The following is a 19,317-nucleotide window of genomic DNA, read 5'->3' on the forward strand; positions in this document are numbered from 1 at the left end:
GCTCGGCTTGTTGTACCTGGTCATGAACGCCTCTCGGATGCTGTCCTGTGCGCTCGGAGGGTTGCTTGCCGAGCGGGCCTTCGGCGCTCTGTTCGTCGCTAACGCCGCCATCAACATCGTGTTCGGCATCGTCGTATACCGGGCCGTCCCGGAGACCAACGCACGTAGGCCGCGGCTGGCGCCGCAGATCACCATGCGGGCGACCCTGCACGACAAGAAGCTCGCCGGGTTCTGCCTCGTCTCGCTGACCTTCTACACCGTCCACACCCAGTCAGTGGTCACGCTGCCCAGCCTGCTGGCCGACGCGGGCGCATCCCCCCTCGGCTACGGCCTGCTTCTGGCACTCGACCCAGCTGTGGTGGTCGTCGTCCAGGTCCTGGCTCAACAACGCATCACGAACACGGCTCCGCTGGTCATGTGCGCTGTCGGCGCTCTCACCGTCGGCGGCGGACTCGCCCTCACGGGACTCGCCCCGAACCTGGGATGGATGGCGGCGACAATCCCGATCTGGGTCGCAGGCGAAGTGTGCTTCCTTACCGCGTCGCCGGCGGTCGTTGCCGCGATCGCACCAGAGCACCTGCGCGGACTCTACTTCGGGGTGTGGGGCGCCACCCAAGGACTCGCGGCCATCGCTGCTCCTCTGCTCGCTGCTGGGGCGGCGGCCGCCGGCGCGCCGGGTCTGCTGTGGGTCGGCGGGGCGGTCGCGGGGCTACTAACCGCTGTGGTCTGCCTGGGTATGCAGGCCCACTCGCCCGCACCTTAGCTAGCGCCAGATTAGATTCCTCGGAATAGCCAGGGGGTCGGGCAGCGGTTCGCAGCCCGACCCCCTGGGTCGCTCTGCGAATTGGCTGCACGGTGAGAGTGCACCTTTCTGCCAGAGCTCGGCCGGGTACAGGTGGCTTGCTCGACCAACGCGCAAGCACGCTGGTCGAGCGTTGTCCGTGCTCATCTACAGGCACTCGCCGTGCTCGCGAAGTTGTAGCGGACAGGATTGGTCATTCGGTGAAGTCGACTCTGGAAACCAACAGTCGCCAGTCCTTCATGCCGTCAGCCACTGCATCTCACAAAAGGTCTCAAAATCTATGTCTCAAATATGCACTGACGTGCAAATATGATACACTCGGTTCAGATTCGGCGTGTAAGAAGGGGCTTGGTCGTGACTGCTCGTTCCGTCGGCTACGCACGTCTCGCCGCAGGTGACGGCCAGGAAGAGGCTGCTGCCCTACGCGCTGCGGGCTGTGACGATGTCCAGTTGGAGCGGGTCACCGGCACTCGATCCATCCGACCGGTATGGGTCAGGCTGCGAGCCGGCCTCGCCGACGGCGACACGCTCACCGTCGTGAGACTGGCCGACCTGCACTGGGCTTTGGTCCGGCTGGTGGAGATGCTGGCGGCGCTGCAACACGAGGGCGTGCGATTCCGTAGCATCACAGAGTCGATCGACAGCAATCACCCCGGCTACGCAGACCTCATCGAGGGTCTGATGCAGCTCCCTGGCCAGGTGAGCATCGTTCGCAGCCAGGCCGTGCGGAGCAGCGCCGCCGGTAGGGCACGAGGCCGGCAAGGCGGCCGAACCCAAACCCTGACGCCCGAACAGGCCGAACGCGCACAGCGGCTGTACGACCAGCGCGAGATGACAGCGGAAGCGATCGCGGCCGAGTTCGGGATCTCCCGCGCAACCCTCTACCGCTACGTCAGACCCAGCCAGGCTAAGAAGGGATCCGAACCTGTCATGAGGACAAACGAGAGGAAGGCCAAGTGAACTTCGACGTGATGAGCCCCGAGGAGGTGTGGGCCATGCTCGCGCCGATCATCACCCAGTGGACGCCAGTCCTGATCGGTGCCGTGGTGCTCGCGCTGCTGCCGATGGTGTGGCGCCGCCTCCGCGACTCGGAGCGCGCCGCCAAGTTCGGCCGCGCCGTGGTTACCCCCCTGGTGCTGGCCTGGGAAGCTCAGGGTCTGCACGAGCTGGCCATGGCCACCGGCGTCAAGGGCCCGGTCGCCTGGGTGTTCGCCGGCCTGACCTCCGGGCTGCTGCTCACCCTGGCAGCGTTCGCCGACCTGCACCACGGCAAGCACGACAACCTGGGCTGGCCCGGCCGACTGGTGTGGGGCGTGGCCGGTGCCATGGGCCTGGCCGTGGCGTTCACCGCGGACAACGCGGCCGAGGCGGTAGCGCGGCTCATCCTGCCCATCCTGGCGCTGATCGTCTGGTGGATCCCCTATGCCCCGGCGATCGTCAAAGACAAGGACAGCGACGACCCTGCCGCCCCGAAGCGCAAGGCCGGTTCCTGGCGCTGGACGCCGCGCCGGATCGGTGTCGCCCTCGGCGCGCTCGACCCGACCGACGCCGATCTCATCGACGTCCACGCGGAGCGGCAGGTCCGCCGGCTGACGACGGCGTCGCACAAGCTGCACCACGGATGGAAGCTGCTGCGGCCCATCCGGGCCAGCAAACTGCGGCGTCTGGGCCTGCTCGCCACCGAGGAAATGGTCGACGAAGTCGCTCGCCGGGTCGCGCTCGTGCACGAGATCGAGCAGCGCACAGACCCTCTGCGGGTCGAGGAGCGTCGCCAGGAGGCTCGGCTCGCGGCGGCCGAGGCTGCCCGAGCCGCCCAGGCTCTCGTTGCCCTCACCCCGTCTCCGGCACCGCAGTCGGCCATCCCTCAGCAGCCTGCCGCCCCGCGGGACGAGCAGCGTGTAGACCTGCCGCTCCTGTCGGCGGAGGCCGACGCCCCGCTCATTCACCCGCATCAGCAGGACCGGCTTCCGGAGCAGGCCGACGACCCAGTGTCGGGTCCGCCGATCAATGGCAACGACCCGGAGTTCGAGGGTCTGACCCCGCGCGGGATCAACAACCTGATCAACGAGCGGGCCGAGCAGCTGTGGATCGGGCGGGCGCTGCAGGGCGAGGAGCTGAACGGTCCGGCTCTGCTCGCGGTCTTCATGGACCAGCACCCAGCCGTGGTCCGCGGCCCGCGATGGGCCAACGACCGGATCGCCGCCGCCAGGATTCGTCTGGCACCACTGCGCGAAGGAGATCGCCGTGTGCCCGACGCCGCGCTCGTCGACGTGCACGCTTAAGGCCAGCTACAACAACGGAGCCGCCGTCCGGGACCTATCCGGACGGCGGCTCCGCCGTCTACGGGACGTGAGCCCCGCAAGTACACGACGATACGGCACACAGGCGACCTACTCGCCTAGGTCTAAGACACTGTCCTCGTCCAGGTCGCCGAACAGCTCAGGGTGGTATGTGGCGACCAGCGCCTCATGCTCGTCGGCCGCCAGGCGCACGTGCGCATGAGCGGCCGTGACCCCATCCGGCCGGTGAGCCAGGTCCAGGGTCGCCTCAGCGAGCAGAGGCAGGACCACCACCGCGCCATCGGTCCGGGTGAACAGAGCATCGAGGGCGGCTCGCCCGGTGTCGTCGAGGGCGGCGTAAGACTCCAGCACACTGAGTGCCGGCACCCCCACGAGCCCGAGGTTTTCATCGACCGAGGCCATCAGCTCGGCAACCGCCAGCGAGTGCGGCCCCAGCTCGCCGTACGCGATCAAGGCAGAGGGATCGAGCACGACGTGCACGCTCACGCGGCCTGCCTGCGGCTCCGCGTGGTCTTCGCCCGCCGAGCCGTGAGTTTCGCCGACACCCGGTGGCCCATAGCCGCGACACCCTCGTCCGTGACCATCAGACCCGCCTCGGCGAACGTATTCCGCAGCATGTCGCTGCGGCGCCGACGCCGGACCGCCTCAGTCACGTACTCGGAGATGTTCGACACCGTGGCGAGCTGCTGCGCCACATCCTCCGGGACGGAAATCGAGAACTTCGACACTGCCATACCGGCAGGATAACCCGGTAGGAAGATTCCGCGCCAGAAGTAGGAAAAGATCATCACCATGATGACCGAGTCAGGTGATGTTGTGAACGATCTTGATGTCCCGCTCGGCGACGACGATGCCATCTGCGCCAATGGTGAGGTCGGTCATCTGAACAAGCTGGCGTGGACCAACGAACCGCCGGGTGACCAGTAAGCCGGACTCGAAGGCGGCGGGCCCTGCGTGTGTCGCTGTCGCGTCCGTGACGACCCAAGGCACTATCCCGTGCTGGAAGGCGTCGAGGGCGGTCGCGAGGACGCAAGACTCGGTTGTGAGGCCGCACACGAACATGTCCGTCCAGCCGCCCTTCGTGAACAGGTCGACACCAGCCTCGGTGAACGGTGTGTAGGCGGGCTTGTCGATGATGCCGCGGGAGCGGGCGGCGGGTTCCACGAGGTCGTCGATCAAGTCGATCTGCGGTGAGGTCATGAGCTGGGGCCAGTCGAAAAGCCGGACAAAGAGGCTGTCGGGCTGGTTGATGAACCGGGTGAACACCATGTCGCCGCCGGCGGCCTCCCAGCGCTGCACGAGATCGAGCACGACCGGCACGGCGTGCGCGGACTGCGGGTGGACAAACCCGTTCTGGACGTCGACCACCACCAGCACGCAGTTCTTCAGATGCACGGTTCTCCCCTCGGAGTTTATCGCAGAGCATCGATCGCGGCATCGATCTGCGCCGTAAGCCGGCTCGTCCCGAGTACAGCGTCTCTCATACTGATGTGCTGACCTGTCTCAAGTGGACGCGGCGCTGTCAAGCGTGACCGGACGCCGCGAAGGAACCGCCAGCCGAAGTCAGCGCTGATGACAGGGTCTAGACCCACCTCGACCTGGCTCAGGATGCTATGGGTGTAGCACCAGACTGCCTGAACCAGGAGTTCGCAGGTCACAAGCTCCTCCACGGCCAAGGCGCGCATTGGGGCCACCGGATGGTAGGCGATGCTCGACCACGATGCGTACCCGATCGACACACCGCGCTGCCCGAAGGACACGAGGTCAGCACGTTCGACGGAACCCTCCTTGAGCAGTTGCCGCTCAACAAGCTCCGCAGCGCCTTGGGCTGTCGTCTCGTCGTCCAACTGTCCAGCGCGCTCCAGCAGCACCGAAGGCATCGAGAGCAGTCGCATGGCCGCGTCGAGTTGGTCGCTGGGCCAGTTCGGCCGGTGCACCCAGTAGGCGGAAAAGACGTAGGAGGTCTTGGGCGCGTGAGGCCCGAAGACCTGCTGTAGCTGATGATCGACCCACGCTTGTGACTGCGGATAGGTCGATCTGCGCCAGAGAGCCAGTTCCGAGATGCTGGCGGGGTTGAGGTCTTCCTTGAGGTGCACCACGGCGACGTCGAAGGGCCAGACGTACACGTGGGCCTGCCCTGCTGGATGGCGGAGCTGCCCAGCGAGGCAATCTGTCCACTGACCGGCTGCCGCAGCGAGGCCCGGCCATCTACTCGTTGGAGATCCGCTGGCCGCCAAGTACACCGGGATGAACTTGTGGCTTGCGACTGCGAACCGGCCCGGAGCGTCCGTTGATGGGGCGTCGAGCATGCCGAACAGCTCTGCCGCGTCGATCTGAAAGGCCGCGCACCACAGCGTTACGTACATCTCGCTGGGGGTATCAACGCCGCCACCTTCGACGCGCCGGATCTGGCGAACTATGTTGTCGATGCTCTCGGGAACTGACAGGCCCAGCTTGCGGCCCAGGACCTGAAATTCGTGCGCTAGGCGAGCCTGTGACCAACCGCGCTGACGCCGCAGGCGACCGGCGAGGGCATTGTGCCGAGGCGGACCGGTGTCGGTAGGCGACATCACTGAGTCCTCCTGATCATGCGAGTGCGGCTCATGTTAAGCGAGAGTGATCCATCGCCGCACCTACGGGTTTTGCCTACTGCGGCCTCGGCTCTACCTGCTGCTGGTGGCACCGACCCCGGACACAGCTCACGTCCGCTTGCGTCCGCCTCCGTCCTCTGTCGATCGCGATCACTGTCCCCGACCATCGAGTGGATGGCTGGTGTGATCAATCTTGGGGAGGTGGCGAGGACATGCGACCCGTTTGCCATGGAGGCGAGTGCGCGGTACACGATTCGTCCCCTACTCTCGATGGCGATGTCCGTCGACCGCGACCCCCGAGAGCCCGCCGACCTGCCGCAGGATTGGTGGTTCACTCACCATGTCCTGCGCTACCTGGAAGCGGTCGGGATCAAGATCAAGCGGGGCACCTGGTCTACCTACACCAGCCGGGGATACGCCCCCAAGGCCAAGGACGAGGAAAAGCTCGGCCAGTTGCCGCGCTGGCGGCCCGACGTGATTCGCGAGTACGCGCGGACACGTCCTGGTCAGGGCGCCCGCAACACCAAGCGGCGTTCGACCTCCGCCGAGCAGTAACGCAGTTCTTGTTTGAGCCGTGGCCACAACGTACCCTAACCTTGCTGCACGCGTGCAGCAAGGTTAGTCGCTGTGAATACAAAGACGCCCTCGCCCAGGACTTTGTCTTGGCGGACCGACCTGGTGCGAGGGCTCGGACACTGCACGACCTCTGAAAGGAGGCTGCAATGACACGTGCCCTGATCCTAGCGGGAGACGACTTCCCGCTCGACTACGCCAACCTGACCGATCAGCAGGTCAGCGAGGAGCTGGACCGCGTTCGCTGCACTCGCAAGTGCAGCGACTATGCGGCCGAGGCGTTCCACTTCGACCCCGCCGGCCCGCTGTCGCTCGTCGAGTTCGAGGCGAGCGCCCCGGCTCTGTGTGACGGGTGCCCGATCATCGGCATCTGCCTGGAGTACGGTCTGCGATTCGCTGCGGCTGACCGTGCGGTCTACGGCGGGACGGGCCGGGTGGCTCGTGCTGAGCTGCTGGAACTGCGTAAGGCGACCGACAGTCCGGTCGACCAGGACGCGGTTCTCGTCCTCGACGAGCGCACGGGCCGTGCGGCATACGTCGACGAGGCGACCGCCCGCGATCTCGCTGCGTACCCGGGCTTTATCGTCCTGGGACTCGCAGCGGCCGCTGCCCCGGAGCTGTGGCCGGCGGAGGCCGACTGCGAGCTCGCACGCCTGCGAGTCACGCGCAGTGCTCCAGCGCGCGCCGAGATACACGGAGCGGCCCAGTGAGCCGCCAGGTCTGCTGCAACGCTGCCGTCTGCGTGCTGCTCATGGCACCCGATAGCAGCGTGCTGCTGTTCGAGCGGGCCGAGTCGCCGTACGGCCTGATCCCGATCGTGGGTCACCTGGACGACCACAGCGCCGATGACGTCGCTGCGCTCGCTGAGGCGACCCAGCAGGTAACCCCGGACCTGCGACACCTGGCTCCGATCGCTTCGGTGTGGCTGGACGGCCGGTGCGACCGAGTTACGACCGAACGGGCTGGTCACCAGTGGATGGTGCTCGCAGCCCCTGTGCCGGGGGCACTGACCGTTGCCGGAACGTCCACCGTGGTGCGCCCGCGGTGGACCGGCCGGGACGAGATTCAGCGGCTGGCCGAGCGCACTGTCGCGTTCGCCGCCGGTGCGGTCACCGACATGGAGTGGGAGCTGCTGCCGGGCCTCGACCCGACCTGCGCTCTCCTGCTGTCTGCCACTCCGGCGTTCCCGCTGGTCACGCTTCCCGCCGACGATCGTGAGTTGGTGGCCAGCCTGGCGGCCGGGCCGACGCTACCGGCGAGCAGCGCTCGCGAGGAGCGGGCCAACGAGGTGTGGGAGCGGGCGCTCGACGGGGCGGGTGATCGGCTGTGACCCCGCCCGGATCGCGCATTCCACGGAATGGCGCCGATGGGGCTGCCTATCGCGCGCTGGTCGCCGAGCGATTCGCGGCGGGAGCGCCCACCGGCGGCATCGAAGACGCTCGCGTGCGGCGTGCCGTCGAGGCCGCCTCGACTCGGACGGGAGAAGACCATGACCACGTCTGAAACCGACCGTCCGCTCGGCCGGATCTTGTCGGCATCCGTTGGCGACCTGGCCGACATGCAGGAGCCGCCAGCCGGGCACCGACCGGCAGGGCCGGTGCAGGAACCGCAGACCCCACCCGCGCGGGCGGAGGCACTGCGGGACCGGCCGACGCGGTCCGGGCGTCGGCTGCCTCCGGATGCCGGAAGTCTTCGGGCATCGGACCAGTCCGCGCGGCGGGCCGGTGATGTAGAGATCGACGTCAGCACCGTGACGGTGTCCGGCGACGATCTCCGCGCCTGGGTCCAGGCGCTGCCTGCCCGCCTCGCGGTCTACTTCACGCCCCCGTCGGTGCTCACCGAGCGCCCGCCGTCGGTGTTCCAGCTGCGCGACTACGCCCGGTACGGCACGTGGACATACAGCGGCGGGCTGGTGCGTCGGCTGGGGATCGGCTGGTTCGCGATGGTCGCGATGCCCGTGACCATCGCCAGCCGCTACGTCGAGTGGATCTCGCAGCGCTTCACCCGAACGCTTGCCGTCTTCGTCATCTGGCGGCTCGTCTTGGCCACGCCCGCCGGGCCGTGGCTGATCGAGTACGCCCTCCACCCCGTCCAGGGCTTCCTGTCCTGGCTGTTCCTCTAGGAGGTTCCCGATGGCAGGTGTCTCTGTCGCAGTGCGCGCCGCCCGAAAGCGAGCCATCGACGCCCTGGCCTGGGCCTCGCTCGGCGTTGCCCTGGTCGGCGGAACGTTCGCCGTCAGCACGTTCATCGGTGAGATCGTCCGTTGGGTCATTCACCTGCTGCCGTGGGAGTGGGTTGCGCCGCTGGCGCTGCTCGCCGCGGTGGGAGCCACCGTGCTCGACATCGTCGTCGACGCGGAGCCCAACCGGGCTGCGGTGTTCTCGATGCTGGTCATCCCGACGCTGGCGTCTGCAGCCCCGGGCAAGCTCGGCGACACCATCACCGATCTGACCCACAAGCTGTCCGCCTGGGTCGACAGCGGACTGCGCGAATGGCTCGGGGCGTCGTCGTCGACCGGCCTGGCGATCCTGTGCATCGCCGCGACGATCCTCATGGCCAAGCGCGTGGTCACACGGTCGCGTTCGCGATCGGCGGTGTGAGATGGGCGAAATCCTGGTCCTGATGGTGCTCGTGGCGCTCATCAAGAACGCCGTCCTGGACACGCTTGCCCTGGTACAACGCCAGCCGAACCCGCGACTGGAGATGCGCAAGCAGAAGTACAAGGAGCGCCGGGACTCCGACCGCTACACGGTGTGGGACTGGGCCGCCGACATCGCGTCGGACGAACTCGAGGCGCACACCAAGCGGCGCCGGGCCCGGCGCGCGTCGGCGACACCGGCACCAGACACGACCCCGGCGGTGACAACCTCGCGGCTGGACCAGCCGGTCCGCCAGCCCCAGGTTCCGCTGCCGACAGCCCAGCGTGTGGCCGTCCCCATCGACGCCGATCAGCCGCAGTCGGCACAGCCCACCCCGGTCTCGGCGCCGGCCGACGCAGCGCCCGACACGCGCAACGTGCTGCACGACATCCACGACTACTGCGTCTCCCCGGATTGCCCGACCTGCAAGCGCGGCGCGGTCGCCCGACCGGCCGTCCCTGCCGCCGATCAGGCACCGGCTGCTCAGCCTGTCGACACGCGTCCCCTAGCTGTCGTCCGGACCCACCCCCGATTCAACGCCGACACCGCCAGCCCTGAAGGAGCTTCCATGACGACCGAGGTCAACGGCCTGGACCAGGCCATCACGTACACCACCGCGCTGCGGGACGAGATCCTGCGCCACACCACCGCCGCCAACGAGCAGTACATCGGCGTACTGACCCGCTCGAAGTGCGGCGGCGACCAGCTCACCACGGCCAAGGACATGCAGTCCAAGGCCGACGAGCTGGCCGACTTCGTCACCGCCCACCTGAACAAGCTCCTGGAGCAGAAGCGCGTCCAGGAGGCGTACGACCAGGTCCAGGGCGCGGGTGACAAGGACTTCCTCACCTCCGGCCGCTGACCCGCTGAGGGTGGCAGCACTCGCTGCCACCCTCAGCACCCCGACCCGACGGATCCAGAACTACCTGACTCACCTGCCGGAGGTTCCGATGAACGCCACCGACACCCAGCTTCCCGCCGACCAGCTCGCCGACGACGTCGTGGACGTGGTCGAGGACGAGCCGACCCCCGTGGGGATGCGCGCCCAAGCCGCCCCGTGGCTGGCGATGAGCCTGCTGGTGATGGCTGCCGGAGCCGCCCGCATCGCCATGAACGCCACCGGCGAGGACGCCGACGTGGCCTCCGGCATCGCTGCCACCGCCTTCGTCGTCGCGGTGGTCGCTGCCTACACGCACCGGCGCCGCCGGCCGATGTCCCGCCAGCTGCGCCTGCGCCTCCGCGCGGCCTGGCTGCTGAGCGCGGCCTGGCTGAGCGCGGTCACCTACAACGGCATGTCCACCAGCGCGTTGGCTGCGCTGACCATCGTCGGCACCGGGCTGTCGCTGCTCTACTGGCGCGAGCACCGCCCCAAGCTGAACCTGGTCGAGCCCGCGCTGTTGCTGTCGACGATGCCGACCCCCGACGACAACGACCTCTACATCACCCGCTGGAAGAACAACCTCGGCCGCCCCAACGGCACCTTCGCCGGTTCCACCCTGGAAGACCCCGAGATCATCCGCGCGGGATACCGCTACACCCTGCGGCTGGTGCCCGGCGTGCAGACCGTCGCCGCCGTCGCCAAGGAAGTCGAGACGCTGCGGTCGGGGCTCCAGCTCATGCCTGGCCAGTCCGTCATCGTCGAGGAGCACCCCGACCTGCCTGCCCCCACCGCGATCCTCACCGTGGTCACCAAGCCGCAGGTGCGCGAACCGCGCGGCTGGCCCGGCCCCGAGCGCAGTTTCGACAGCGCCTCCGGCGCGGTCAACCTCGGCCCCTTCATCGACGGCGAGGGCATGGCCCAGTTCACCGTCTACCGCAACCAGGGCATGTTCGGCGGCTACATCCAGGGCGGCCCCGGCAGCGGCAAGAGCCGCACGATCGAGTCGATCTGCATGGCGCTCGCGGCCAGCCGCACCCACCCCACCGTCATCTGGTACGGCGACGGCCAGCACGGCGACAGCTCCCCGCTGCTGGTCGAGCACGCCGATTACTCGGCCGTCACCTTCGACGCCATCTACAACATGCTGGCGTGCGCGCTGCTGGTCATGCGGATCAACGGAGCGATCAATCGGCAGAACAAGCAGTCCGGGTTCACCCCGACACAGGAGCGGGCGGGCCTGTTCGTCGTCCTCGACGAGTGCCACAAGGTCTTCGACGCCAACCAGAACCCGCACGCCGCGGCCTGCCAGAACATGGCCCTGACCATCGCCCGCGAGGGACGCAAGGTCGGTGTCGCGCTGCTCATGGCCAGCCAGTCGCCCACTCTTGATGCATTCGGCGGCGCGCTGACGTCGCAGAACAACGGCGCCGACACCCTGCGGGCGAGCTTGCTGTCCGGCAACGGCCTGCTGCTGGCCAGCAAGACGGGCAACGCCAAGCAGGTATTCAAGGTCGACATCGACCCGACCTCGTTCCCGGACCTGCCCGGCTACGGCTATCTGTGCAACCCCCGCGCGGGTGAGCGCTCCGCGCCCTACCGGGGGTTCTGGGTCACCGACGAGATGGCCGGCATCTGGCCGCACCGCATCAAGTGGCGCAGCCTGTCGCCGGTCCAGGCCAACGTGGCCGGTGAGCGGTACGCCCGCCGCCACGAGGAGGCCGAGGAGCAGATGGCCGCCGACATGGAGCTGATCGCGATGGCCCAGGCCGGGCTGCTCGACGTCGACGCGATCAACCGCGCCTCGCAGGGCACGCCCGCCTCCGCCCCCAGCAGCACGGTCGTCGCGGGCGCGGCCGGTGACGAGTCGCTGGTGGTCAACCGGGTGCCGATGCCCTGGCTGACGCCTATGGCCACCCCCGCAGCCAGCCCGGCCGCCGACACGAGCCGCGCCGGTCGCACGGTCGCGCTCAAGGACGGCCAGCGCCTGGTGCTGGAAGCGATCCGCACGGGCAACAACTCGCCCAAGCGCATCACGATGGTGACCGGCTACAGCGCCAGCCAGGTCCACAACCTGCTCAACGAGCTGGTCGACCTCGGGCTGATCCACAACTCGCGGTTCGGCCACTACGACCTGCTCGTAGCAGCCTAGGACGGCGTACACATGATGCAGCAGGTCACCATCCCCGCCATCACTGTGCGGTACCCGTGGTCGTGGGCGATCGCCGAAGGCGTCAAGCAGGTCGAGAACCGTGGCCGCGCCTGGCATCACCGAGGACGGATAGCCGTCCACGCCGCAGGGGCGCTCGACGTCGCCGCGTTCCGCGACGCGCGGATCCTCGCGGCCGAGCAGCACGCCCAGGCCGATGGCCGCATTCATGCCGAAGGGCTGCGCGATCCGGGCGTCAGGGTGATCGGCGCGATCGTCGCTGTCGCCGACCTCGTCGACTGCCACCGGGCGCGACACGCCGGAGAAGGTGTGTGTTGCGCGCCGTGGGGCGATGCCGACGGTAGTCGTTACGCGACGGCCTGGCATCTATGCCTGTCGAACGTAATCCGGCTTGACCAGCCCATCGATTGCCTCGGCGCGCAAGGCATGTGGTGGCCGCGTCCGTCCATCCAGGACCAGCTACAGGCGGTCGGAGGATGACCACGAAAAAAGATCGGCGCGGCGCATTTCTGTACCCAGGAAAAGGGTGTAGAAACATCTGTTATGGCGAGGGTACGTGGGACAGGACGACGTGGGCGGCCCTGGCTGGGTCCGCGCCACGAGACCAAGGCTCGTGTGCCGAAGGAACTCTGGGACGCTGCGGAAGCTCGCGCGGCGGCCGAGGGCATACCGGTGAACGACCTGCTGGTGGAGGGCCTTGCTACGGTCCTCAACTTCCCGCTGCCCGGCCAAGGCCGTCTACCCATCGTCGGGGAGGCCGCCGCCTAAGGAGGAACACACCGCGACTTCAGCAACTGAATACAAAAAGCAGCGGCGCCCTGGGTAAGCCGGCTAAAGCAGTCCAGGGCCGCCGCTGGGATCCACCGAAGGAGGGCCTTGCGCTTAGGTCCTCCCTACTAGGAGGTCCTTTCGCCATGGGCCCGCCGGACGGCGGGTGGTTGCATGGGTAGACCATGCGCGCTTACCACCAAGATAAGGCATCGCGTCGGCGATGTCACCCAGGTCCGGGCTGATGTCACACGCCTGGAGAACACATCACCCCTAACCGGGCTTGACGCTGCCCTCGTTCGGGCAGGTCAGAGCACCTGGTCGGGCGATGCGCCGTACCTGAAATCGTCTGCGCATGTCGGACAGATCCACCGCGCCGTTACGTCCCCGACACCCGCTCGTCACCTGACCGGAGCCGGATCCACCGTCGCCGCCGGGATGGGGGTGGCCTGGTGACCGCGCCGCTGAGTGCCCTGCTGCCTTCGCCCCGCAAGCCGGAGGCCGACGCCGCCACCGCGGTGCTGTGCCGCGACTGCGCCGAGCTCGGTCTGCAGCTGAGCGAAGCCACCCAGGCGCTGGAGCGCGGGCTGTGCCTGGCCCACCTCCTGCCCGACGTACACGTGGCGCAGCTGCGACCGGCCCGGCCCGCCGAGCGCGCGGGCCAGCTCGTGCTGGCCGGTCTCGACCTGCTCGACGAGCGCATCGAGCGCCACTACCGCACCGGTGAGCAGGCATCCTGCCAGCCCTGCCAGATGCGCGGCCTGCTGCGCCTCGGCGTCACCCGCGCGCCGGGCCTGCGCTGCTGTCTCGGCTGCCTGGACCGCCACGCCCGCCTCAACCTCGTGCCCCAGCAGGGACAGGCCCCGCACGACCCGCTCGCCTGCCCACTGTGCCGCCGCCTGATCGCCCCGCCCCGGCCGCGCCGCGCCGACCCGCTGCCCGCCGGCGGACAGGCCGCGCCGGTGGTGTGGGGCGGCAAGCCCTGGCAGGCCCGCTGGGACCAGCTCACCGCGGACAAGGCCGCCGCTGAGCAGGACCGGAAGACCTGGACCGCGCTGATCGCGCAGATCGACATGCTCCTGCAGGGCGGCTCGCCCGCGCTGCTGCGCCTGGCCGTGGCGCTGGCGGTGTACCGCGCAGGCCGGTCGGGATACGGCCGGACCTCCTACGTGGAGCGCATCGCTGCGCTGATGACGGTCGTCGGCAACCACGAGTCGGGCGCGCAGTCGCGCCCGGGGAAGGAGTTCACGGCTCTGGTGTGGGGCTGCACCCCGGAAACCGTCCGTGCCAGCTGCCGTGCACTCGAAGCCCTGGAGGTGCCGTTGCGCGACGGAACCACGGTGCGGTGGACGCAGCCGATGGTCCGCACCGACGCCGACGGTTCACCGCGCCTGGTCGACCACGGCAAGCCGGGCCAGCCCCGCTACCCGGTCTACCTCGGTGGGGCCCGGCCGCTGGCCGACAAGCTGGCCCGCAAGGCAGGCTCCAACCTGCGCAACGAGTGGACGAGCATCAACGCGGTGGCCCTCTCGCGGATCCACCCGGACCTGGCCACCCGCATCCACGAGCGCGACCTGCTCGGTGCCTCCCGATCCCTGCTGCAGGAGCTACGCGACATCGCCAGCGAGCGGGCGCTCACCGCCGCCAATGCCGAGGCCGACGCGGTGCAGGAGCTGGCTGATATGGCCAGCACCCGTGACGCCGAGCTGCGCAGGCCCGCCGAGCAGGCAGCTCGCAGGGTCCTGGGTCGGCTTCATTCCCTGCGGACTTTTCTGTCCCCCCCTGGAGGTGACCAAGGTGAGTACGTAAGTTCCTGCTTGGTGGTGGGTTACTCCCCAGCACTCAAATTGATCTTCCGTCACTGCGGAACAGGCTCCCGGCCTGGCGGCCGGGCAGATATCGGCGCTTCGCGCTCACCGATTAGGAGGGGTGGCACGCGCCGTGCTGGACCACCGGCTGGAGCATACCTTCTGGCCGACCAGATGCGTGCTGACAAGCGTTTTTCCTGGCTAAGGGATACACCGAGGGTCCAGCTCGCAGCCACGGTGGCACGGTTCTCAGAGGCGTGGACCATCGAGGACATCCACGGCTGGATCATGCGTGGCCTGGCCAAACTCGGCTACGACAAGGTCCGTCCGGATCTCACGCACCCGCTCAGCTGGCTGGCCAAGGTGCTGGCCCCGGCGGATCCGGCCCGGCCGCCGCGCGTCAGCGCGGCCGAGAAGGTCGCGGCGCTGGACGAGGCGATCGCCCGGCGCGAAGCCGAGGCCGCTGGCCGGCGGCCCGGCCCGGCGGCGCCGCGCCAGCGCAGCGCCGCGGCGGAGGCCGAGCTCGCCAAGGTCCGTCACCGCTGGACGCAACGGCCGGGCCCGACGTCGCCCACCCACCAGCGCGACGCCCGCCGCACCGCGCCCGCCGTGCCCGTCACCGCGCAGGTGAGCAGCGTGGATGTCGAATGGCCGCCAGTGGCGCAGCCGCCCGTACCCGCAGAGCGCGCAGAAACTAACAGCGCTGTCAGCCGCGTATTCCACGGAATTCTGCGGGAGGAGGGCCTATGAAGCGCTGTTAGTTTTCCGCCCCTGTGGCAAATGCCACCGCCGAACTGCCAGGCACTGGGCAGAAGTGTCCACGCCGGACAGACCAGGATCGAGCTAGCACAACCGTTCAGCCCCAGAAGAAAAAGCGGGCGACCCCCGCCTGGACAGCTAGGTCGCCCGCACTCCGGTGAAGGAGCAAGAACATCATGCCTCAGCCCATCCCTCCCGCGCTGATCTTCCACTTGGCGCTCATCGCCGCCGTGTGGGCCGCGCTGGCCGCCTCCCACCCCGTCGCTGACCATTGGATGCAGACCGCCCACCAGGCAACTCACAAGGATCTCCCCGGCTGGGTCGGCCGGCTGGCGTGCGCCCGGCACGTCGCTACGTACACCGCCACCAACGGGGCCTTCCTCGCACCGGTCATCGCGGCGGGCTACATGTGGACCGGGCACATGATCGTGTCCCCGGTCCAGCTCGCCGCGGGCCTGGCCGTCTCCGCCATCACCCACTACGTCGCCGACCGACGCCTGCCGCTGCGCCGCATCGCGGAGGCGGTCGGCTCAGGCGGCTACTTCCAGCACAATGCCAAGCCGCTCGCCGACGGCAGGTTCGAGTACGGACCTGGAAGCGGCGCGTTCGAGCTGGACCAGGCGTGGCACAAGGGCTGGCTGTGGGTGGCCACCGCGATCATCGCTCTCTGAACGCGGCGGCGGCCCGGCTGATGTGTGTTCCCAGTCGATCTGCGCACTCCCGGGGGCCTGAGCTGGGGTTGCGCAGATTGAGTGGGTCTTAGACGGCTCAGGTCGTGCCCAGTTGATCTGCGAAATCAGGGTGTGTGGCGACCGATGACGATCGCGGTGGCGTCGTCGCGGTAGCTGGCCGGGCCGGGTCGGGCCGTGCTGCGGCCACGGGTCGGTCGGCCAGGTGCTGCTCCGTGGTGGGCACGGCTCAGTTCGATCATGTGGTCGTGACTGGCGTTGTATGAAAGTCATACGCCAATGTATGATGCTCATACACCGCGAGGGAGATGGTCCCTCACCAGCCAGGAGGCCCTGATGACCGCCCCTAAGCCCCTCCACCCAGACATCCCGATCGACCGCGCGTGGCAGGAAGGCCGCCGCATCTACGTGCGGTGCGGCTACAAGTCCCAGCTCAACCAGGACCTGATCGCCCTCAAGTCCAACTGGGACGCCGACAAGCGCGTGCGGTGGGTGTCGACCGCCAAGCGCGACCAGGTGGTGCCGCTGGTGCTGGCCGCCGAACAGCGCCGCAGCCAGGTGCAGGCCACGCTGGACAGCGGCCACATCGTGCGCATCCCGTTCGAGGCCGACGCGGTACGCGAACAGGCCAAGAAGCTGCACGGCGCGTTCGATGCCGAGCGCAAAGTGTGGGCGCTGCCCACCGCGCAGGATGTCCAGGTCATCGCCGACGCCGTGGACGCATGGGCTGCGGCGCGCCGCCCCCGCCGCGCCCCGGCTGCCTCCCTCCCGGCCCCGACGCTGGTCGAGGGCATCACCCGGCCGCAGGAAACCAAGCGCTGCCTGCGCCGCGGCTGCCCCAAGACGCCCACGATGCTCGCCTCGCTCGGCTGGACCTGCGAGGACCACTTCGACAGCTACTCCGGCTGACCGCAGGAATGAGGACACCATGACCAGCTCGAACACATGGCCGCAGCGCATCGCCGTCGCCCGCCGGGCCGTCGATGCAGCCAAGCTCGCCGAGGAGCAGGCCATCCGCGACGCCCTGGCCGATAGCACGCCGGTCAGCGACGTCGCCCGAGCGCTGGGCACCAAGGACCGCACCCGGATCTACGCCATCCAGGGCAAGGACCCGCAGGGCCAGGCCCCACAGCAGCCCGCGCTCACGCCGGCGGTGTACCTGCGCGGCGCGGGCGCCGACGCCGCCACCTGGCAGCGCGTCGAAGCCGCGATGTGGGCCCGAGGCTGGGCCACCGTCCGCGACCGCACGACCGCGTTCCATCTCGCCCGGGGCGGTACACCCGTCGTGTTCTGCGACTTCTCAACCGACCTGGACGCCACGCCCGGCGCCCACTTCGGTTACAAGCTGTTCGTACGTGTCGGCCGCGTGCGCGCCAAGTACGGCACCGACCGCCGCCACGTCCAGCTCGCCGAGCTGCTGCCCGCCGACGTCGTGGCCGGCCTGATCCGCGAGGGCGCCGCATGGGTACACCGCAGCGTCGACGTCGAGGGCAACGACATGGAATTGCCCCTGGTCAACGGTGGGGACAACCCGCGGCCGTACCGCCGGGACGGCCTTGACGAACAGATCCTCGCGCGGCTCGTGGCCGACGCACTCGACCAGTGAAGGAGCAGGCCATGACCCCGACCACCCCCGCGCCCGTAGAGCTGGTCACCGTGCGCATGGGCGAGGCCGCGTACGAGGAGCTGCTAGGCCCCGTCCGCGCCGACGCCGCGCTGCTGGAGCAGATGTGGCGTGACGCCGAAACCCCGCGTCTGGACGAGAAGCCCGGCAAGACCTGGTGCGTCGCTACCGTCCACCACGGCGGCCGACGCATCGCCGCAGCATGGGCCGCCGCCATCGAGGAGGAGCACGAAGGCCAGCGCATCCTGCGCTGCTCCGACAGCTACGACGTGCCCGCCTGGCGCGGCCGGTCCCTCTACACCCTGGCCTACGCCTGGCGACACGCCACGATCGTCGTCCCGACCGGCCTGCCCGCCCGCACGTTCGTCTACGCCCAGCCCAAGGTGCTGCACGACCGGGACGGCTGGACGGTCGTCAACAGCGACACCAGCCACGAGCCCGGCCTGGACCCGCACGAGTGGTTCGAGATGTGGTGGTACCCGCCCCAGCCAGCTGCGCACTGACCGCACGCAGGGCCCGGCTGGCGTGTCGGCCGGCCCCTGCGTGCAGATGGTGACCATGCCCGGCCCGCGTGTGCTGCGCGGTGTAGACGAGTCGATTGTGTGCAGATCAACTGGGACCAATGCGCAGGTTTGCTCAACTCAACTGGGACACTGCGCAGATTCGCTGAGAACCCACAGCTGACCGGGCCGCCGCGCCCCACTGACAACGGCGGTAAGTAACGTAACTTACCGCCGCCATCGTGGGCGGATGCTGGTGCTTTAGACTGCGGTGCATGTCTGTCGCCTTCCGTGTCCGGTGTGATGAGGACATGTACCAGGGGCTCACGGCCCTCGTGGCCATGTGGCAGCCGGTGGAGGCCGGGTGGCGAGCCCGCCGGCGTCAGGAGCTGGACACGGAGGCGGCGCTGCAGACCGCCAACGCCGAGCTTGCACAGATGCGCGCGGACAACAACGTGCAGTTCAAGGTGCTGCGGGAGGCGGGACGGCTGCGCGGCAGCATCGCTGCGGTGATCCTCCCGGCGCTGCGGGACAACATGGCCGCCCGTGGCTGGTTCGACCAGGAGTGGCCAGAACTGCCCAGCGGTGTGCGCGGCCGGCGCGGCCGTCCGTGGGGCGCCGCGGACCGTCAGTTCACCGCCCTGCTGGCTGTCGACCTGCCCGACGACATCGGCGAGCGGCTGCTGCGGGCCTGCCACCACACCAGCGCGCCAGCCGTCGCAGACGTCATGAGCTGGCACGACACGCATGGCGACCACTGGCGCGGTGTGGCGCACACGGGCAAGCTGGACCGTTTCGGCAAGCCCTCCAGCCTGTCCATTCAGCGGCGCAACGACGCCAGAGCCAACATCATCCAGGCCGCAGAAGTGCTGCGGGAAGCCGGATACGCCGCGCTGGACGTCACGCCGCCGGACGTGACCGACACCGACGTCAGCGCCGCCGCAGAGCAGATCTTCGCCCGTCTCGGACTGACCATCCGACCCGACGTCCTCGCACAGGCTCTGGCCTTTTCTCCCGACCTTCATGCCCAGGCGGTCGCGTACGGATGGGACGACAACATCGTCGTCGAGCGCCTGGAAGACGCCGTATCGCTGCTGCTCACAGGCAGGATCTGGCCGCACCACTGCAAGTACCACCCGCACGTCGCCGACGCCGTCGCCGCGCTGTCCGCCGCCCAGGACCGGTGGTAGCCCCGGCCGATCCGGCCGGGTTCACCT

At 68.8% G+C, this 19,317-nt stretch carries 21 protein-coding genes; 17 read left to right on the forward strand and 4 right to left on the reverse strand.

What is annotated here, in order from left to right:
* From AB0B35_RS19260 to AB0B35_RS19270, 3 genes are all read left to right on the forward strand, one after another.
* Positions 1–763, forward strand: a 763-nt coding sequence (locus tag AB0B35_RS19260; protein WP_361047057.1) for an MFS transporter, incomplete at its 5' end; no start/stop codon positions are given.
* Between the two features lie 393 nt (positions 764–1,156).
* Positions 1,157–1,762 (forward strand): recombinase family protein, encoded by a 606-nt coding sequence (locus AB0B35_RS19265; RefSeq protein ID WP_361047060.1) that lies wholly within the window; start codon positions 1,157–1,159, stop codon positions 1,760–1,762.
* Positions 1,759–3,084 (forward strand): hypothetical protein, encoded by a 1,326-nt coding sequence (locus AB0B35_RS19270; protein ID WP_361047062.1) that lies wholly within the window; start codon positions 1,759–1,761, stop codon positions 3,082–3,084. The genes AB0B35_RS19265 and AB0B35_RS19270 overlap by 4 nt, the downstream gene beginning before the upstream one ends.
* A gap of 108 nt (positions 3,085–3,192) precedes the next feature.
* Here the strand turns inward: AB0B35_RS19270 and AB0B35_RS19275 are convergent, their stop codons facing one another.
* From AB0B35_RS19275 to AB0B35_RS19290, 4 genes are read right to left on the reverse strand one after another with little or no spacing between them, the layout of a single operon-like run.
* A complete protein-coding gene (locus tag AB0B35_RS19275) occupies positions 3,193–3,588 on the reverse strand; it encodes a hypothetical protein (protein WP_361047064.1) in 396 nt (131 codons plus the stop codon).
* Positions 3,585–3,896, reverse strand: a complete 312-nt coding sequence (locus tag AB0B35_RS19280) for a hypothetical protein (RefSeq protein ID WP_361047066.1) — start codon at positions 3,894–3,896, stop codon at positions 3,585–3,587. Before AB0B35_RS19280 ends, AB0B35_RS19275 begins: the two co-directional genes overlap by 4 nt.
* 10 nt (positions 3,897–3,906) lie before the next feature.
* Positions 3,907–4,497 carry an isochorismatase family cysteine hydrolase gene (locus tag AB0B35_RS19285; RefSeq protein WP_361047069.1) on the reverse strand — a complete coding sequence of 197 codons (591 nt, stop codon included), beginning with the start codon at positions 4,495–4,497 and terminating at the stop codon, positions 3,907–3,909.
* 17 nt (positions 4,498–4,514) lie between these two features.
* Entirely contained in the window at positions 4,515–5,672 is a 1,158-nt protein-coding gene (locus AB0B35_RS19290) for a helix-turn-helix domain-containing protein (protein ID WP_361047072.1), read from the reverse strand.
* A gap of 297 nt (positions 5,673–5,969) precedes the next feature.
* On the opposite strand from AB0B35_RS19290, the gene AB0B35_RS19295 reads away from it, so the two are divergent.
* The 14 genes from AB0B35_RS19295 (at position 5,970) to AB0B35_RS19360 (ending at position 19,290) form a co-directional block, all read left to right on the forward strand.
* Complete coding sequence (locus AB0B35_RS19295) at positions 5,970–6,248, forward strand: hypothetical protein (protein WP_361047074.1); 279 nt, start codon at positions 5,970–5,972, stop codon at positions 6,246–6,248.
* A gap of 167 nt (positions 6,249–6,415) precedes the next feature.
* Positions 6,416–6,976, forward strand: a complete 561-nt coding sequence (locus AB0B35_RS19300; protein WP_361047077.1) for a hypothetical protein — start codon at positions 6,416–6,418, stop codon at positions 6,974–6,976.
* Positions 6,973–7,596, forward strand: coding sequence for a hypothetical protein (locus tag AB0B35_RS19305; RefSeq protein WP_361047079.1), 624 nt, complete (start codon positions 6,973–6,975; stop codon positions 7,594–7,596). Before AB0B35_RS19300 ends, AB0B35_RS19305 begins: the two co-directional genes overlap by 4 nt.
* A 426-nt stretch (positions 7,597–8,022) precedes the next feature.
* Entirely contained in the window at positions 8,023–8,388 is a 366-nt protein-coding gene (locus AB0B35_RS19310) for a hypothetical protein (protein ID WP_361047081.1), read from the forward strand.
* Between the two features lie 31 nt (positions 8,389–8,419).
* Complete coding sequence (locus tag AB0B35_RS19315) at positions 8,420–8,866, forward strand: hypothetical protein (protein ID WP_361047083.1); 447 nt, start codon at positions 8,420–8,422, stop codon at positions 8,864–8,866.
* Between the two features lies 1 nt (position 8,867).
* Positions 8,868–9,767 carry a hypothetical protein gene (locus AB0B35_RS19320; RefSeq protein ID WP_361047085.1) on the forward strand — a complete coding sequence of 300 codons (900 nt, stop codon included), beginning with the start codon at positions 8,868–8,870 and terminating at the stop codon, positions 9,765–9,767.
* An 88-nt stretch (positions 9,768–9,855) separates the two neighbouring features.
* Positions 9,856–11,934, forward strand: coding sequence for a hypothetical protein (locus AB0B35_RS19325; RefSeq protein ID WP_361047087.1), 2,079 nt, complete (start codon positions 9,856–9,858; stop codon positions 11,932–11,934).
* A 12-nt stretch (positions 11,935–11,946) separates the two neighbouring features.
* Positions 11,947–12,432 carry a hypothetical protein gene (locus tag AB0B35_RS19330; RefSeq protein ID WP_361047090.1) on the forward strand — a complete coding sequence of 162 codons (486 nt, stop codon included), beginning with the start codon at positions 11,947–11,949 and terminating at the stop codon, positions 12,430–12,432.
* A 740-nt stretch (positions 12,433–13,172) separates the two neighbouring features.
* A complete protein-coding gene (locus AB0B35_RS19335) occupies positions 13,173–15,278 on the forward strand; it encodes a hypothetical protein (protein WP_361047093.1) in 2,106 nt (701 codons plus the stop codon).
* A 185-nt stretch (positions 15,279–15,463) separates the two neighbouring features.
* Positions 15,464–15,958 carry a transcriptional regulator gene (locus AB0B35_RS19340; RefSeq protein ID WP_361047095.1) on the forward strand — a complete coding sequence of 165 codons (495 nt, stop codon included), beginning with the start codon at positions 15,464–15,466 and terminating at the stop codon, positions 15,956–15,958.
* A 354-nt stretch (positions 15,959–16,312) separates the two neighbouring features.
* The gene (locus AB0B35_RS19345; protein WP_361047097.1) at positions 16,313–16,885 is read left to right on the forward strand and encodes a hypothetical protein; all 573 of its coding nucleotides are present in this window, start codon (positions 16,313–16,315) and stop codon (positions 16,883–16,885) included.
* Positions 16,886–16,904: 19 nt separating this feature from the next.
* On the forward strand, positions 16,905–17,582 hold the full coding sequence (locus AB0B35_RS19350) for a hypothetical protein (RefSeq protein ID WP_361047099.1): 678 nt from the start codon (positions 16,905–16,907) through the stop codon (positions 17,580–17,582).
* A gap of 11 nt (positions 17,583–17,593) precedes the next feature.
* Positions 17,594–18,103, forward strand: a complete 510-nt coding sequence (locus tag AB0B35_RS19355) for a hypothetical protein (RefSeq protein ID WP_361047102.1) — start codon at positions 17,594–17,596, stop codon at positions 18,101–18,103.
* A 308-nt stretch (positions 18,104–18,411) separates the two neighbouring features.
* Positions 18,412–19,290 carry a hypothetical protein gene (locus tag AB0B35_RS19360; protein WP_361047105.1) on the forward strand — a complete coding sequence of 293 codons (879 nt, stop codon included), beginning with the start codon at positions 18,412–18,414 and terminating at the stop codon, positions 19,288–19,290.
* The last annotated feature ends 27 nt before the right edge of the window (positions 19,291–19,317 follow it).

This window comes from Catellatospora sp. NPDC049133 (assembly GCF_040648455.1).
GTDB classification, from domain to species: Bacteria; Actinomycetota; Actinomycetes; order Mycobacteriales; family Micromonosporaceae; genus Catellatospora; species Catellatospora aurea.

Excerpts from the sequence above, each read along its gene's own strand:
- AB0B35_RS19355 (WP_361047102.1), top strand. The coding sequence starts at position 17,594 with ATGACCCCGACCACCCCCGCGCCCGTAGAGCTGGTCACCGTGCGCATG.
- AB0B35_RS19330 (WP_361047090.1), top strand. The coding sequence starts at position 11,947 with ATGATGCAGCAGGTCACCATCCCCGCCATCACTGTGCGGTACCCGTGG.
- AB0B35_RS19320 (WP_361047085.1), top strand. The coding sequence starts at position 8,868 with ATGGGCGAAATCCTGGTCCTGATGGTGCTCGTGGCGCTCATCAAGAAC.
- AB0B35_RS19280 (WP_361047066.1), bottom strand. The coding sequence starts at position 3,896 with ATGGTGATGATCTTTTCCTACTTCTGGCGCGGAATCTTCCTACCGGGT.
- AB0B35_RS19360 (WP_361047105.1), top strand. The coding sequence starts at position 18,412 with ATGTACCAGGGGCTCACGGCCCTCGTGGCCATGTGGCAGCCGGTGGAG.
- AB0B35_RS19340 (WP_361047095.1), top strand. The coding sequence starts at position 15,464 with ATGCCTCAGCCCATCCCTCCCGCGCTGATCTTCCACTTGGCGCTCATC.
- AB0B35_RS19300 (WP_361047077.1), top strand. The coding sequence starts at position 6,416 with ATGACACGTGCCCTGATCCTAGCGGGAGACGACTTCCCGCTCGACTAC.
- AB0B35_RS19325 (WP_361047087.1), top strand. The coding sequence starts at position 9,856 with ATGAACGCCACCGACACCCAGCTTCCCGCCGACCAGCTCGCCGACGAC.
- AB0B35_RS19350 (WP_361047099.1), top strand. The coding sequence starts at position 16,905 with ATGACCAGCTCGAACACATGGCCGCAGCGCATCGCCGTCGCCCGCCGG.
- AB0B35_RS19295 (WP_361047074.1), top strand. The coding sequence starts at position 5,970 with ATGTCCGTCGACCGCGACCCCCGAGAGCCCGCCGACCTGCCGCAGGAT.
- AB0B35_RS19345 (WP_361047097.1), top strand. The coding sequence starts at position 16,313 with ATGACCGCCCCTAAGCCCCTCCACCCAGACATCCCGATCGACCGCGCG.
- AB0B35_RS19290 (WP_361047072.1), bottom strand. The coding sequence starts at position 5,672 with ATGTCGCCTACCGACACCGGTCCGCCTCGGCACAATGCCCTCGCCGGT.